A 13,838-nucleotide genomic window follows, 5' to 3' on the forward strand; every position below is an offset into this window, starting at 1 on the left:
CGATCAGGCGCGATCTGGTTTGGAGGGCTTGGGCTTGAGGCGCGGCGCGCGCAGTTTGCTCCTGCAGGCTTCGTGGCAGAAGCAACTCACCAGATGGTCGTTGACCATGCCGGTGGCCTGCATGAAGGCGTAGATGATGGTAGGGCCGATGAATTTGAAACCGCGCGACGCCAGTTCCTTGGAGATCTTCGCCGACAGCGGCGTGGACGCCGGCACGCTGCCATGGGTCTTGAAATTGTTGACGATCGGCTTGCCGTCGACAAAATCCCACAGGAATTTCGAGAAGCCGGGGCCGTCCTCCATGATCTTCAGATAGCCCTTGGCGCTGCCGATGGCGCCCTCGATCTTGGCGCGGTTGCGCACGATGCCGGCGTCCTGCATCAGCGCGTGCACCTTCTTCTCGCTGTAGCGCGCGATCTTCTCGGGCTTGAAGTCGTCGAACGCGGCGCGAAAATTGTCGCGCTTGCGCAGAATGGTGATCCACGACAGCCCGGCCTGGAAACCGTCGAGGATCAGCTTCTCGTACAGCGCGCGGTCGTCATATTCCGGCACGCCCCATTCGGTGTCGTGATAGGCCACGTAGAACGGATCTTCGCCGGGCCACGGGCAGCGTTTCAGGCCATCGGCATGCAGCAGCGCGGGCTTGCTCATGCCAGCAGCTTCTTCGGCGCGATGCGCACATCCTCGGCCGCGGTGAGGTGCAGCGGAATGCCGCCGGCCAGCAGTGGCAGCGAGGCATCGATGGCGTCGGCGGTGCGATCGAGCCGCAGCAGCGCCAGGCCGTGGCCATTGGCGGACGAGCCCATGGTGCCGACCGCCTTGTCGCCGGCGCGGATTTCAATGCCCGGCTCCGGCACCGGTCCATCGAGCTCGACGCGGGTCACCCGTGTCCGCACCACGGTGCGGTGCTGCATGCGCGACACCACTTCCTGGCCGACATAGCAGCCCTTGTCGAAATCGACGCCGGCCATGCGGTCCATGTTGGCCTCATGGGGGAAAGCGTCGCCATAGCTGAAATCGAGGCCGCCGCGCGGCACGCCGAGCGCGATGCGATGCGCCTCATAGGCCGCTTCGTCGACGAATTCGGCGCCGACCAGGTCGGCGGTCTTTTGCGCCAGATCCGCGGGCACGAGGACGCGCCAGCCGAGCGCGGCGTTGCGCGGATCTGCGAAACTGAGGTCCGGCTTCAGCGTGGTGTCGCCATCCCACACAGCCAGACCCCCCAGACTGTCGGAGAGGTTTTCCACCACGACCTTGGCGCGCAATTTGTAGAAGCCGAGTTTTGTCGCGAGGCCCTGCGCGAGTGCGCGCGGGCAATCGATCAGCAGCCCGCCGCCGTGTCCGGCCGGGGCCTCGGTGACCAGGAAGTCGACGATGATCTTGCCCTGCGGCGTTAGCAGCGCCCCGAACCGGGCGGAACCGGGCTGCAGCGTTCCGAGCTCCGAGGTGATCAGATTGTTGAGAAATCCGCGGGCGTCGTCACCGCTGAGCTTGATCACGCCCCGGTCGGAAAGAAACGCTGCCTTCATGGGATTTCTCGAACTTCGTTGGGGGAAATGCCTGCGCCGGATATTACATACGAAACTAAGCCGCTAGTATGCCGGCAACAAGGCCCACGCCGCCCATTTCCTGCAGCAAATGCAGGCCCTTGAGGACGAATGACCCAGACATTTCAATCTATTCTAAAGAACGGCACCGTCGTCAATCAGGACGGCGAGGGCGTGCGCGATATCGGCATCGCGAATGGCCGGATCGCCGCCATCGGCACGCTGGATGCCGGCTCCGCCGCCGAGGTGATCGACTGCAAGGGGCTGCATATCCTGCCGGGGGTGATCGACACTCAGGTGCATTTTCGCGAGCCCGGCCTGACGCAGAAGGAGGATCTGGAGACCGGCTCGCGCAGCGCCGTGATGGGCGGCGTCACCGCGGTGTTCGAAATGCCGAACACCAACCCGCTGACCGTCGACGAGGCCGCCTTCACCGCCAAGGTGAAGCTCGGCCATCACCGCATGCATTGCGATTTTGCGTTCTTCATCGGCGGCACCCGCGAGAACGTGCAGGACCTGCCTGAGCTGGAACGCGCGCCGGGCTGTGCCGGCGTGAAGGTGTTCATCGGATCCAGCACCGGCGCGCTGCTGGTCGAGGACGACGACAGCCTGCGCCGCATCTTCAAGGTCATCAATCGCCGCGCCGCGTTCCACGCCGAGGACGAGTACCGCCTCAACGATCGCAAGAACCTGCGCATCGAGGGCGACCCGCGATCGCATCCGGTGTGGCGCGACGAGACCGCGGCGCTGATGGCGACGCAGCGGCTGGTGAAGATCGCGCACGAGACCGGCAAGCGGATCCATGTGCTGCATATCTCCACGAAAGAAGAGACCGATTTCCTGCGCGACCACAAGGACGTCGCGACCTGCGAGGCGACGCCGCATCACCTGACGCTGACCGCGCCGGAATGCTACGAGCGGCTCGGTACGCTGGCCCAGATGAATCCGCCGGTGCGCGACGCCAGCCATCGCGACCGCATCTGGCACGGCATCGAGCAGGGCATCGTCGACGTGCTGGGCTCCGACCATGCGCCGCATACGCTTGAAGAAAAGAACAAGACCTATCCGGCCTCGCCCTCGGGCATGACGGGGGTGCAGACGCTGGTGCCGATCATGCTCGACCACGTCAATGCCGGGCGGCTGTCACTGGCGCGCTTCGTCGATCTGTCCAGCGCCGGCCCGGCGCGGATCTACAACATCGCCACCAAGGGCCGCATTGCCGCAGGCTATGACGCCGACTTCACGGTGGTCGACATGAAACGCTCCGAGACCATCACCAACGACTGGGTGGCTTCCAAAGCAGGCTGGACGCCCTATGACGGCGTCAAGGTCACCGGCTGGCCGGTCGGCACCTTCGTGCGCGGCAACCGTGTGATGTGGCAGGGCGAGCTGGTGACGCCGGCGCAGGGCGAGACCGTGCGGTTTCTGGAGACGCTGAGGGGGTAGGTGCGATGGCGCTGCGGGCCGTAGCGTCGCCTCGACACGCTTGCTGTCATCACCCGCGAAAGCGGGTGATCCAGTCATCGTTGTCGATAGTGCTGATCACCAGCCGCAGCGTTTACTGGGTCGCCCGGTCCTGGCGCGCAATTGCGCGCGGCCGGCCGACGACAGACAGAGTATGGAGTGACTTACTGCTTCGCCAGCGACAGAGAGAATTCGCCGTTGCGGACGCGGGTCGGCAGGCCCTCGACGAACTTCGCAACCGCGTCCTCGCCATAGGTGCCGACCAGTTCGGCAAAGGCGGTGAACAGGCTGGCCTGCGCCAAGCAGTCGCCGTCGATGCCGTCGTGCAGTGCCTCGGCCCAGGCCTCGTTGAGGTAGGACAGCGCCGCCTGTTTCTGGTCCTGATCGGGCAACTGCTCGCGGGCGGGGCTGTAGGACACTGACTGGCTCATGAAATTCCCAAACAACTTCTGCTGTCGCCCGAATCAGGGCGGGTTCCTCAATAAGCCAGAGTTAACATGCGCAACGCGGGGCGCCAGACCACATCTTTAAGAAGGGTTAACGGCGGCGAATCACATCTCCGGGAATGTGGAAAAAGCCCTAGAATGCATGGCGTAACAGCTCTGCCTGTCGACTGGAAATTGCAATGAAGACGATCAATACGACCTCCTTCGCCAGCCCCGGCGACGCCGCGCGCGCGACGGAACTGCGCCGGGTGAAGGCGCTGGCCACCCTGGTGCTGGCCGGCTGTTTCGCGGTGTTCATCGTCGCCAGGCTGCTGCTGCCCATGCATTCCGCCTTCGGCTTTGTGGCGGCCTTCGCCGAGGCCGCCACCATCGGCGGGCTGGCCGACTGGTATGCCGTGGTCGCGCTGTTCCGCCGGCCGCTAGGGCTGCCGATCCCGCATACGGCGATCATCCAGGGCAACCAGAATCGCATCGCCGACAAGCTCGGCGAATTCATCGAGGTGCATTTTCTCGAGGCGGGGCCGGTCGAGGCCAAGCTGCGCGAGGTGGATTTCGCGTCCTTCGTCGCGGACTGGCTCGGCGACCGCAAGCGCAGCGCCGATCTCGCGCGCTTCGTGCTGCGGCTGCTGCCGGAAGCGATGTCGGCCACCGAGACCTCGGGCCTCACCGGCTTCATCAGCCGCCGCGTGATGACCCAACTGCAGTCGATCGATCTGGCGCCGCTGATCGCCGGCACCGCCCGCGGTTTCATCCGCGACGGCCGCCATCAGGGATTGCTCGACGATCTCCTGCGCGCGCTGCACGGCGCACTGACCGAGCCGCAGACGCTGGCTGTCATCAAGGAGAAGATCCGCAACGAACTGCCGACGCTGCTGAAGCTGTACCGCACCGACACGTTTCTGGTGAAGCGCATCGTGGCGTCGGCCACCGCGTTCTTCGAGGAGGTGCGCAACGATCCGGCGCATCCGTTCCGCGGCGAGTTCGACCGCATGCTGCTGTCGTTCGTCGACAAGCTCGAGAACGAGCCCGGCTTCACCGGCCGCATCGACGGCCTCAAGCGCGACCTGCTGGCGCGGCCGGAGCTGGCCGAACTCGCGGGCAACCTGTGGAGCAACGCCAGGTCCTTGATCGCACGCAGCGCCTCGGGCGAGAGCACGGTGCTGCAACATCATCTCGCCAACATGTTCGTCGCCGCCGGCGCGACGCTGGCCGCGGATTCCGAGATGCGCGGCGAGATCAACCAGGGCGTCGTGGTGGTGCTGCGCAGTTTCATCGCCGACCAGAAGAGCGGCGTCTCCACCTTCATTGCCGACCAGGTCAAGGCCTGGGACATGGGGCAGCTGATCGGGGTGATCGAAGTCAACATCGGCCGCGACCTGCAATACATTCGTTTCAACGGCTCGCTAATCGGCGGGCTCGCCGGGCTCGCGCTGTATACCATCGAGGTGCTGTTGCGGTTGTGAGACCCCGATACGTGCCCCGGACGCGATGCGATACGCAGTATCGCTTCGCAGATCAGGCCACCCTGCGAAATGAAGCGATGGGTCTCGCATCGCGTGCGGGAAACATGAACCTCAACGGCAGGGCCTACCCTGGTACGCTTGATATCCTGCCAATCCGGGCTACACTTCGGGAACCAATACTTGTTGCGCTGCGTTATCCCGCGACTGTTTTTCACAGCAATCGATTCCGCCCCGGCGTCACAGAGAACACCGGCACGAGAGGAAATCAGATGTCGGCGACTGCCCAGACTTTGCGTGCCCCCTCGAAAACCCTGATGCTGCTGGAGACCCGGGCGCTGCATGAATTCGGCGCCTTCCTGGGCGCGCTGCCGCTGCTGAATCTGGCGCCGCGCGGCGACGGCCATCCGGTGCTCGTGCTGCCGGGGCTGGTCGCCTCGGACATTTCGACACGGCCGCTGCGCAGTTTTCTCAAAGGCCGCGGCTATGCGGTCAGTGGCTGGAAGCAGGGCCGCAACCTTGGCCTGCGCGACGGCGTTCAGGACAGCATGATGGACCTGCTGCGCGAGTTGAACGACAGCCATGGCCGCAAGGTCAGCCTGGTCGGCTGGAGCTTGGGCGGGCTCTATGCGCGCCAGCCGGCCAAGCTGATGCCGGACCGGGTCCGTTCCGTGATCACGCTGGGCAGTCCGTTTGCAGCGGGCCCCAAGGCGACCAATGCCTGGCAGGTCTATGAAATCGTCAGCGGCAAGCCTGCCGATCACAGTGACCCGAATTTTGGCAGCGACCTATCCGAGCCGCCGCCGGTGCCGACCACCGCGATCTACAGCCGCACCGACGGCATCTGCGCCTGGCAGGGCTGCAAGGAAAACCCGTCGGCGCAGACCGAGAGCATCGAGGTCGAAAGCAGCCATTGCGGCATGGGACATCATCCCGCCGTGGTCTATGCGGTGGCCGAGCGCCTCGCCCAGCGCGAGGGCGAATGGGCCCCGTTCGATCGCTCCGGCTGGCGCAGCCTGCTGTTTCCGGATCCGAACCGGTAGGCTCCATCTGCAACCACACACTTCGCCGTCATCCCCACCGAAACGCAATTGCGTTTCGGCTGGAAGAGCGCTCTCTTGCCCGCTTCGAAGGATGGGCCGCCTGCGTCTGTAGCCGCATCCTTCGAGGCTCGCGCAAGTGGGCGTGCGCCTCAGGATGACGGCTCCCAGCGCTGCGCACTTTTTGGATCTCTACTCCGCGGCCTTGGTCACGATGCGAATTTCCGACTTCAGCGTGCGATGCACCGGGCACTTGTCGGCGACGTCCATCAGCCGCTTGCGCTGTTCGTCATCGAGCGCGCCTTCGATCGATATCACGCGGTCGAGCTGGTCGAGCATCCCCTCTTTGGTCTCACACTCCGCGCAATCCTTCGCGTAGATCTTGCTGTGGTTCAGGGTCACGGTGACGCGGTCCATGGGCAGTGCCTTGCGATCGGCATAAAGCCGCATGGTCATGCTGGTGCAGGCGCCGAGCGCGGCGAGCAGCAGGTCGTAGGGACCGGGCCCGGTGTCGGCGCCGCCGGCGGCGAGCGGTTCGTCGGCGATCAGGCGATGCGGGCCGACCATGATCTGCTGCTGCAGTTTGCTGGCGCGGGTCTCGCGCACCACCACCCTGCGCGGCTCCGGCGAGTCGGCGGCAGGCGCAGTCGCCGCCGCATCGAGATAGCGGCCGGCCCAGGCGGTGATGACGTCGGCCACATAGACCGCATCGGATCTCTTCGTCAGCAGGTGGTCCATGCCGTCGAGCGAAACGAAGCTCTTCGGGTGCTTTGCCGCCAGAAAGATCCGCGTGGCGTTGTCGATGCCGACGGTGTCGTCGGTGGGCGATTGCATGATCAGCAGCGGCTTGTGCAGCCTGGCGACGTGCGCCATCAAATTGTGTTCGGCGATGTCGTCGAGGAATGCGCGCTTGATGGTGAAGGGGCGGCCGGCGAGCTTCACCTCGACCTCGCCGTGGGCGCGGATGCAGTCGAGGCGGTCGGCGAACAGATGGGTGACGTGGGCGGGATCCGAGGGGGCCGCGATGGTCACCACCGCCCGGGCCTCAGAAATGTCGGCGGCAGCAGCGAGGATCGCGGCGCCGCCAAGACTGTGACCGATCAGGATCGCCGGTGCCTTGCGGATATTGCGCAGGTGGTTGGCGGCGAGCACGAGGTCGGCGACGTTGGACGAGAAGGTCGCGTTGGCGAAGTCACCTTCGCTGGAGCCGAGGCCTGTGAAGTCGAAGCGCAGCACGGCGATGCCGCGTGCGGTCAGCGCCGCGGCGATGCGCGCGGCAGCCAGCGAATCCTTGCTGCAGGTGAAGCAATGCGCGAACAGCGCATAGGCCGCGGGCTCGCCATCGGGCAGGTCGAGCGCCGCGGCGAGCTGATGGCCGCCGGTGCCGGGGAATTGAAAGCGTTCGGTGGGCATGACGAGGCTCCTTTAAGCGAGGTAGATCTTCCCTCTCCCCGCCCGGCGAAGCGAAGCTTCGCTAGGCGGGGAGAGGGTGGCTCGAATGCGCGGAGCGCGTTCGAGTCGGGTGAGGGGGAGCTAGCGAGTGAAACACTGGCTCCCCCTCACCCGGAGCCTCGCTGACGCGAGGCCCCGACCTCTCCCCGCAAGCGGGGAGAGGTAAAGCCTCTCAATCCTCCGAATAGCGCTGCTCGAGCCACGGGTCGCCGTGGTTATGATAGCCGCGGACTTCCCAGTAGCCGGGCTTGTCCTCAGTGACGAATTCGATGCGCTGCAGCCACTTGGCGCTCTTCCAGAAGTACAGATGCGGCACGATCAGCCGGACCGGGCCGCCATGCTCGCCGTCGATCGGCTGGCCCTGCCACGCGTGCGCGAGCAGCGCATCCTCGGCGGCGAAATCTTCCAGCGCGAGATTGGTGGTGTAGCCGTCGTGGGAATGCAGCACGACGAAATGCGCGTCGTCCTTCGGCTTGCACGCTGCCAGCAGCTCCCGGGTCGACAGGCCCTCCCACGCATTGTCGTAGCGCGACCAGGTGGTGACGCAGTGGATGTCGGAGACGAATGTCTGCTGCGGCTGGGCAGTGAAATCAGCAAAATTCCAGAACAACGGCGTCTCCACCGCACCGTAGACGTCGAGCCGCCAGCTGTCGCGGGTGACCTTCGGCGTGACGCCGAGGTCGAGCACCGGCCAGTCCATGGTCAGGTGCTGGCCGGGCGGCAGCCGTTGCTCTTCGGGGCGCGCGATCCTGCCGGTGAGGAACTTGCCCTCGCGCGCCCAGCGTTGCTTGCTCCGTGTCAGCTTGGAATCCGGCGGGAGATCGTCGTCGGTCATGGCTGCCGCTCCGTCAGGCGAGGGCCGTCACTCGTGACGGTGCATCGCCGAATTGTGCTTGGTGTCGCGCATCGTAAGATAGATCAGCAGCGACAGGAAGATCATGCCGCTGAGGTAATAATAGAACCATTCCTCATGGCCAAGGCTCTTGAAGTACAGCGCGATCGCCGGGGCGGTGCCGCCGAAGATCGACACCGTCAGCGCATAGGGCACGCCGACGCCGAGCGCGCGGATATTGGTCGGGAACAGCTCGGCCTTCACCACGGCGTTGATGGACGTGTAGCCGGCGACGAACACCCAGGCGGCGCAGATCAGCAGGAATGCGGTGAAGGGCGACTTGGTGTCCTTCAACAGCGTCAGGATTGGAACCGTCGACAGGGTGCCGGCGACGCCGAAGAAGATCAGCAGCGGCTTGCGGCCGATGCGGTCCGACAGCGCGCCATAGACCGGCTGCAGGAAGGTGGCGAAGATCAGCGTGCCGAAGATCACCGTGGTGGTCTGGTCGGTGGTGAGCCCGACCGAGAGCTTGACGAAGGTCTGCATGTAGGTGGTGAAGGTGTAGAACGCCGCGGTGCCGCCGGCGGTCAGCCCGACCACCAGCAACAGTTCGCGCGGATACTTCAGAAGGCTGCGCATGGAGCCCATCGGCTTCTTCAGCTTCTTGGCTTCCAGGAACTGTTCGGTCTCGTGCATGTCACGTCGCATCACCGCGGTGAACACCGCCAGCAGGGCGCCGATCACGAACGGAATCCGCCAGCCCCAGTCCTTCAGCTCCTGTTCGGTGAGAAACACCTTCTGCAGCAGCATCAGCACGATGATGGCGGTGAGCTGGCCGCCGATCAAAGTGACGTACTGGAAGCTGGAATAGAAACCGCGATGCTTGGGGTCGGCGACCTCGCTGAGGTAGGTGGCGCTGGCGCCATATTCGCCGCCGAGGCTGAGGCCCTCGATGATGCGCGCAAAGGCAAGGATCGCCGGCGCCGCGAAACCGATCGACGCATAGGTCGGCGTGCAGGCGATGATCAGCGAGCCGAAGCACATGCACAGCACCGACGCCGTCAGCGAAAAGCGCCGGCCGTAGGTGTCGGCGAGATAGCCAAACAGCCAGCCGCCGAGCGGGCGCATCAGGAAGGTCGCGGCGAACAGCACGGCGGCGTTGAGCTGCTGCACCACCGGGTCGCTATTGGGGAAGAAGGCCGGGGCGAAATACAGCGCAAACGCCGTATAGGCGTAGAAATCGTACCATTCGACGAGATTGCCCATGGAGCCGATGAAGATGGCCTTCACCCGCTTTTCGACGTCGATCAGGTGAAGTTTGCCATCCGCGTTGGGGGCTGCGATTTGTTCCGCCACTGTAAACCCTCGGAATTCCGTGAAATGAAATGCTCCGTTGCCACGGACCGGCGGAAAAGCCAATGGCATGAAATGCATTGCAGCTGACAGCAGACCCGCTGGTTCATGCTGCAATGCGGCATTCGATTTCAGCGAGCGCCGGAAAACCGCAACGGCAGTTGCCTCGGGCCGCGCACGGTGCCCTCCGACCAGGTGACCGTGCCGGTGGGATCGAGACTAAAGTCGGGTATGCGCTTCAGCCACTCTTCAATGGCGATGGCCATGTTCATGCGGGCGAGATTGGAACCGATGCAGCGGTGGATGCCGAGGCCGAACGCGACGTGGCGATTCTCCTGGCGGTCGATGATCACCTTGTCGGCGTCCGGGAACACGGCGGGGTCGCGGTTGGCCGCCGGGAACGACAGCAGCACCATGTTGCCGGGCTTCATCGGGCAGCCGCTGACGGTGGTCTCCTGCATCACCTCGCGGGCCATGGTGACCGGCGAATAAGCCCGCAGGAATTCCTCGATGGCCACCGGGATCAGCGCGGGATCGGCGACCAGCCGGGCGCGGTCGGCCGGCGTCTTCGCCAGATGCCACAGGGATGAGCCGATCGCACTCCAGGTGGTGTCGATGCCAGCGATCAGCAGCAGACGCAGCGCGCCGAGGACATAGGCGTCGGACAACGGCTGGCCGTCAGGACCGCGGGCATTCATCAGCGTGCTGATCAGGTCATCGGTCGGCTGAGTCTTGCGCTTCTCGATCTGCACGGCGAAGTAGGCGCTCATCGCCTTGACGCCCTTCATCAGCTCGGCGTCGTCGGAGATGCCGAGTTCGAGGATCTGGTGGATCCAGCCGATGAATAGGTCGCCGTCCTCGCGGGGAATGCCGAGCATGTGGGCGATGGTGCGCACCGGGATATATTTGGCGAATTGCGCGGCGGCGTCGCAGTGGCCGTCGGTGATGAAGTTGTCGATCAGCGTATTGCAAATGGTGCGCACATCCGGCTCGAGCTTGCGCACCGCGTCGGGGGTAAAGGGCGGCAGCAGCAACTGCTTGAACGGCTTGTGCACCGGCGGATCGGCGGTGATCGGCGGCGACGGGATCGGCGGTTCCGGCCGTACGCTGCGCACCACGACGCGGCGCGACGAGAAGCTGTCGGTGTCGTAGGACACCTGCTTCACCGCCTCATAGGTCGTCGGCAGATAGACGCCGAGAAAGCGCTCGGTATGCGCCACCGGACATTTCGATCGGAGTTCGTCGAGGATCGGATAGGGATCTTCAGTCCAGCGCGGGTCGGTGTGATCGAAGTCGGTGAGCCAGTCGGTGACGGGGACAGGTTTGTTCATCGGGACGGTTCCTCGGGATGATCTGGTCCGGCCCGTTGATCGGGCTCTGGCATTTGAGTTGGATGCGATAGGTTCTGGTTCAGTCCTCGCTGATGTCGATGGCCAGTTCGGGGCAATTGGATTTCGCTAGCCAGGCCTGGTCTTCAAGGCCATCGGGAACGCTGCCGTCGCCCACTTCGTGGGCGTAGCCGTATTCGTCCAGTGTGAACAATTCGGGGGCCAGCGACTTGCAGCGGCTGTGGCCCTGGCACTTGTCCGGATCGACGCGGATTTTGAGTCTGGCTGGCAACGTGATCCCCCGGAAGTTCGGTGGCGCCTTGCTGCGCTCTTGTTCTGCCGGGGGATTATAGGCGCGGCCAAGCCGCACGCCAGCGGCTTCGCGTTTGCTGCTTTGCAAAACCGATCGGGTTTACGGCGTCGTCGCCGACTTCACCCCGCGTGGATCGATCGGTGTGCTGCCGCTGATGCCCAGGATGTCCTCGAGCAAACGCGCACCGGCCAGCAACGGCGCTTCGCCGCGCGGCGGGCCGACTATCTGCAGGCCGACCGGCAGGCCGCTTGCGGTGAAACCGCAGGGCAGCGACAGCGCCGGGCAGCAGGTGAGCGTGATCGCGTAGACGATGGCCAGCCACTGCACATAGTTGTCGAATTTGGTGCCGTTGCATTCGGCAAGGTAGCGCTGCTCGATGGGGAACGGCGGCACGATGGTGGCGGGGCACAGCAGCAGGTCGTAGGTCTGGAAGAATTCGTAGGCGCGCGCGGCCAGGGCGACGCGCTGGCCCTCGGCGCGTTCGAGGTCCGTCACCTTGAGCTTGAGGCCTTCCTCGATGTTCCAGATCACTTCCGGCTTCAACAGGTCGCGCTTGTCGCGGAGCAGCGCCGCCTTGGACAGCGCGAAGTCGTAGGCGCGCAGCACGTGGAAGCACTCATGGGCTTCCCTGAGGTCCGGGCAGGCTTCCTCAACGATGACGCCGGCTTCTTCAAACCGCTTGGCGGCGGCGCGGGTGATTGCGACGACTTCGGGATCGACCGGGGTGACCCCAAGGTCTGGTGAATAGGCGACGCGCTTCGGCTTCCTGCCAGAACGGACGGCGGCACGGAACGACTCCGGCAACAGCGGTAATGAGAGCGGATCGGCGGGATGCTCGCCGCTCATGGCGTCGAGCATCAAAGCCAGATCCTCGACGGTTCGGGCCATGGGGCCCTGCACACTGACCATCCGCGCGAGCGCCACCGACGGCGTGGCGGCGACCCGGCCAATGCTCGGCCGCAGGCCGACGATGCCGCAGAAGCTGGCCGGATTGCGCAGCGAGCCGCCCATGTCGGAGCCGTGGGCCAGCCATGCGGTGCCGCTGGCCAGTGCCGCCGCGGCGCCGCCGGAGGAGCCCGCCGCGGAGCGCGACAGGTCCCAGGGATTGAGCGTGGCACCGAACACATCGTTGAAAGTGTTGGCTCCGGCGCCGAATTCCGGCGTGTTGGACTTGGCGTAGACCAGCGCGCCGTTGTCTTCGAGCCGCTCGACCAGGATGTTGGATTTGGCCGGGATGACATCCTGGAAAATCCGCGAGCCCTGGGTGGTGCGCACGCCAGCCACCGAGGTGAGGTCCTTGATCGGCACCGGCATGCCGGCGAGGATGCCGCGGCTGCCGAGCGGCTTCTTCATCAATTCGCGGGCGGCGCTGCGGGCGCGATCGAAACACAGCGTCGGCAGGGCGTTGACCTGGCCGTCCACGGCGGCGATGTGCGCCTCCAGCACGTCGAGCAATTCCAGCGGCGTCACCGTGCCGGCATTGAGTTGATCGACAATGGCACAGGCCGTTGCCTTGATGAGATCCTGATTCACAGCCACACACGTCTCCAGTTCGCTTGCATAGGGGTGTCGATCCTGACGACGTAGCGGTGTAGACGATTTTCTGGAAAAGTGGAGTCGCGAGCGCAGTGTCGCGTCGCATAACGCAAGGATGCAACCATGAGTAAGCCCTTCGGCGAAACGGACTGGCGAGCGATGAGCCGGCCGCAGCTCGACGCCGGCCTCAACAACGGCGTCGCCGTCGCCGGCAGCGCCGATATCGGCGCGGGCTGGGTCAAGCGCTCCGAGGACATCAAGGCGAAGCATCCCGATCACCTGGATCTCAGCTATGGACCGCGCGAGCGCAACAGGTTCGACTTTCTGAAGGCCGCCGACGGCGGTCCGACGCTGGTGCTGATCCATGGCGGCTACTGGCAGATGCGCTCCAAGGATTTCTTCACCTGCTTCGCCGCCGGGCCCATGGCGCATGGTATCAACGTCGCCGTCGTCGGCTATACGCTGGCGCCGGAAGCGACGCTGGACGAGATCGTCGCGGAGCTTCACGCCAGCGTCGATGCGGTGGTCGCGCAATCGCCCGCACTGGGCGCGGACCCCGCGCGCATCGTGGTGTCCGGCTGGTCGGCCGGCGGTCATCTGACTGCGACGACGCTGACGCATCCCGCGGTCAAGGGGGGCGTGGCGATCTCGGGCATCTACGATCTCGAGCCGATCCGGCATTCCTATCTCAACGAGAAGCTGAAGCTCGACGAAGCGATGGCACTGCGCAACTCGCCGTTGATGCAGGACGGCGGCCCGGCCGTGCCGCTGTCGCTGGTGGTGGGCGGCGGCGAACTGCCGCTGCTGCGCCAGCAGACCGCCGACCTCGCGGCGTTCCGCGCCGCGCACGGATTGCCGGTGAGCTACGAGGAGATCCCCGGCGCCAATCACTTCAGCATTATGCAGCAGCTGGAATCGCCGACCGGGCGGATCACCACGCTGATCAGGCAGATGTTGGATCGGATTTAGGCTGCGTCCTGCATGGGCCGCTGCAAACTTTGTTGTCGTCACCCGCGAATGCGGGTGACCCAGTAAACGGAGCTGCTGCGGACCTATCACTATCGGCA

At 64.9% G+C, this 13,838-nt stretch carries 13 protein-coding genes; 4 read left to right on the plus strand and 9 right to left on the minus strand.

Going from position 1 to position 13,838, the window contains the following annotated elements; translation table 11 throughout:
* Positions 1 to 3 precede the first annotated feature (3 nt).
* Together ACUXVA_RS11115 and ygfZ are read right to left on the minus strand one after the other, a co-directional pair.
* On the minus strand, positions 4 to 651 hold the full coding sequence (locus tag ACUXVA_RS11115) for a DNA-3-methyladenine glycosylase I (protein ID WP_445492137.1): 648 nt from the start codon (positions 649 to 651) through the stop codon (positions 4 to 6).
* Positions 648 to 1,529, minus strand: coding sequence for a CAF17-like 4Fe-4S cluster assembly/insertion protein YgfZ (ygfZ, locus tag ACUXVA_RS11120; RefSeq protein ID WP_265080251.1), 882 nt, complete (start codon positions 1,527 to 1,529; stop codon positions 648 to 650). Before ygfZ ends, ACUXVA_RS11115 begins: the two co-directional genes overlap by 4 nt.
* 129 nt (positions 1,530 to 1,658) lie before the next feature.
* Between ygfZ and ACUXVA_RS11125 the strand changes: the two genes are divergently transcribed.
* A complete protein-coding gene (locus tag ACUXVA_RS11125; RefSeq protein WP_445492140.1) occupies positions 1,659 to 2,993 on the plus strand; it encodes a dihydroorotase in 1,335 nt (444 codons plus the stop codon).
* A 182-nt stretch (positions 2,994 to 3,175) separates the two neighbouring features.
* Here the strand turns inward: ACUXVA_RS11125 and ACUXVA_RS11130 are convergent, their stop codons facing one another.
* On the minus strand, positions 3,176 to 3,442 hold the full coding sequence (locus ACUXVA_RS11130; protein ID WP_265080249.1) for a hypothetical protein: 267 nt from the start codon (positions 3,440 to 3,442) through the stop codon (positions 3,176 to 3,178).
* 194 nt (positions 3,443 to 3,636) lie between these two features.
* Here ACUXVA_RS11130 and ACUXVA_RS11135 point away from each other — a divergent pair, with 194 nt between their 5' ends.
* Both ACUXVA_RS11135 and ACUXVA_RS11140 read left to right on the plus strand, forming a co-directional pair.
* A complete protein-coding gene (locus tag ACUXVA_RS11135) occupies positions 3,637 to 4,920 on the plus strand; it encodes a DUF445 domain-containing protein (protein ID WP_265080248.1) in 1,284 nt (427 codons plus the stop codon).
* 269 nt (positions 4,921 to 5,189) lie between these two features.
* Positions 5,190 to 5,960: an esterase/lipase family protein gene (locus ACUXVA_RS11140; protein ID WP_445492143.1), complete on the plus strand. Its 771-nt coding sequence runs from the start codon at positions 5,190 to 5,192 to the stop codon at positions 5,958 to 5,960.
* A gap of 189 nt (positions 5,961 to 6,149) precedes the next feature.
* Here the strand turns inward: ACUXVA_RS11140 and ACUXVA_RS11145 are convergent, their stop codons facing one another.
* The 6 genes from ACUXVA_RS11145 to ACUXVA_RS11170 form a co-directional block, all read right to left on the minus strand.
* The gene (locus tag ACUXVA_RS11145) at positions 6,150 to 7,370 is read right to left on the minus strand and encodes a bifunctional alpha/beta hydrolase/OsmC family protein (RefSeq protein ID WP_445492145.1); all 1,221 of its coding nucleotides are present in this window, start codon (positions 7,368 to 7,370) and stop codon (positions 6,150 to 6,152) included.
* A 211-nt stretch (positions 7,371 to 7,581) separates the two neighbouring features.
* Positions 7,582 to 8,244 (minus strand): sulfite oxidase-like oxidoreductase, encoded by a 663-nt coding sequence (locus ACUXVA_RS11150; RefSeq protein WP_445492147.1) that lies wholly within the window; start codon positions 8,242 to 8,244, stop codon positions 7,582 to 7,584.
* Between the two features lie 27 nt (positions 8,245 to 8,271).
* Entirely contained in the window at positions 8,272 to 9,507 is a 1,236-nt protein-coding gene (locus ACUXVA_RS11155) for an MFS transporter (RefSeq protein WP_413776546.1), read from the minus strand.
* Positions 9,508 to 9,725: 218 nt separating this feature from the next.
* Positions 9,726 to 10,925 (minus strand): cytochrome P450, encoded by a 1,200-nt coding sequence (locus ACUXVA_RS11160; RefSeq protein ID WP_265080243.1) that lies wholly within the window; start codon positions 10,923 to 10,925, stop codon positions 9,726 to 9,728.
* Between the two features lie 79 nt (positions 10,926 to 11,004).
* Positions 11,005 to 11,214 carry a ferredoxin gene (locus ACUXVA_RS11165; protein ID WP_265083838.1) on the minus strand — a complete coding sequence of 70 codons (210 nt, stop codon included), beginning with the start codon at positions 11,212 to 11,214 and terminating at the stop codon, positions 11,005 to 11,007.
* Positions 11,215 to 11,334: 120 nt separating this feature from the next.
* Entirely contained in the window at positions 11,335 to 12,774 is a 1,440-nt protein-coding gene (locus ACUXVA_RS11170) for an amidase (protein WP_265080242.1), read from the minus strand.
* A 120-nt stretch (positions 12,775 to 12,894) separates the two neighbouring features.
* On the opposite strand from ACUXVA_RS11170, the gene ACUXVA_RS11175 reads away from it, so the two are divergent.
* On the plus strand, positions 12,895 to 13,740 hold the full coding sequence (locus ACUXVA_RS11175; protein WP_445492151.1) for an alpha/beta hydrolase: 846 nt from the start codon (positions 12,895 to 12,897) through the stop codon (positions 13,738 to 13,740).
* Positions 13,741 to 13,838 lie beyond the last annotated feature (98 nt).

Source organism: Rhodopseudomonas sp. RCAM05734, from assembly GCF_052658035.1.

What these genes read in the sequence shown, in the direction of transcription:
- ACUXVA_RS11160 (WP_265080243.1), bottom strand. Translation starts at nt 10,925, where the DNA reads ATGAACAAACCTGTCCCCGTCACCGACTGGCTCACCGACTTCGATCAC.
- ACUXVA_RS11135 (WP_265080248.1), top strand. Translation starts at nt 3,637, where the DNA reads ATGAAGACGATCAATACGACCTCCTTCGCCAGCCCCGGCGACGCCGCG.
- ACUXVA_RS11130 (WP_265080249.1), bottom strand. Translation starts at nt 3,442, where the DNA reads ATGAGCCAGTCAGTGTCCTACAGCCCCGCCCGCGAGCAGTTGCCCGAT.
- ACUXVA_RS11150 (WP_445492147.1), bottom strand. Translation starts at nt 8,244, where the DNA reads ATGACCGACGACGATCTCCCGCCGGATTCCAAGCTGACACGGAGCAAG.
- ACUXVA_RS11125 (WP_445492140.1), top strand. Translation starts at nt 1,659, where the DNA reads ATGACCCAGACATTTCAATCTATTCTAAAGAACGGCACCGTCGTCAAT.
- ACUXVA_RS11140 (WP_445492143.1), top strand. Translation starts at nt 5,190, where the DNA reads ATGTCGGCGACTGCCCAGACTTTGCGTGCCCCCTCGAAAACCCTGATG.
- ACUXVA_RS11145 (WP_445492145.1), bottom strand. Translation starts at nt 7,370, where the DNA reads ATGCCCACCGAACGCTTTCAATTCCCCGGCACCGGCGGCCATCAGCTC.
- ACUXVA_RS11155 (WP_413776546.1), bottom strand. Translation starts at nt 9,507, where the DNA reads ATGGGCAATCTCGTCGAATGGTACGATTTCTACGCCTATACGGCGTTT.
- ACUXVA_RS11115 (WP_445492137.1), bottom strand. Translation starts at nt 651, where the DNA reads ATGAGCAAGCCCGCGCTGCTGCATGCCGATGGCCTGAAACGCTGCCCG.
- ACUXVA_RS11175 (WP_445492151.1), top strand. Translation starts at nt 12,895, where the DNA reads ATGAGTAAGCCCTTCGGCGAAACGGACTGGCGAGCGATGAGCCGGCCG.
- ygfZ (WP_265080251.1), bottom strand. Translation starts at nt 1,529, where the DNA reads ATGAAGGCAGCGTTTCTTTCCGACCGGGGCGTGATCAAGCTCAGCGGT.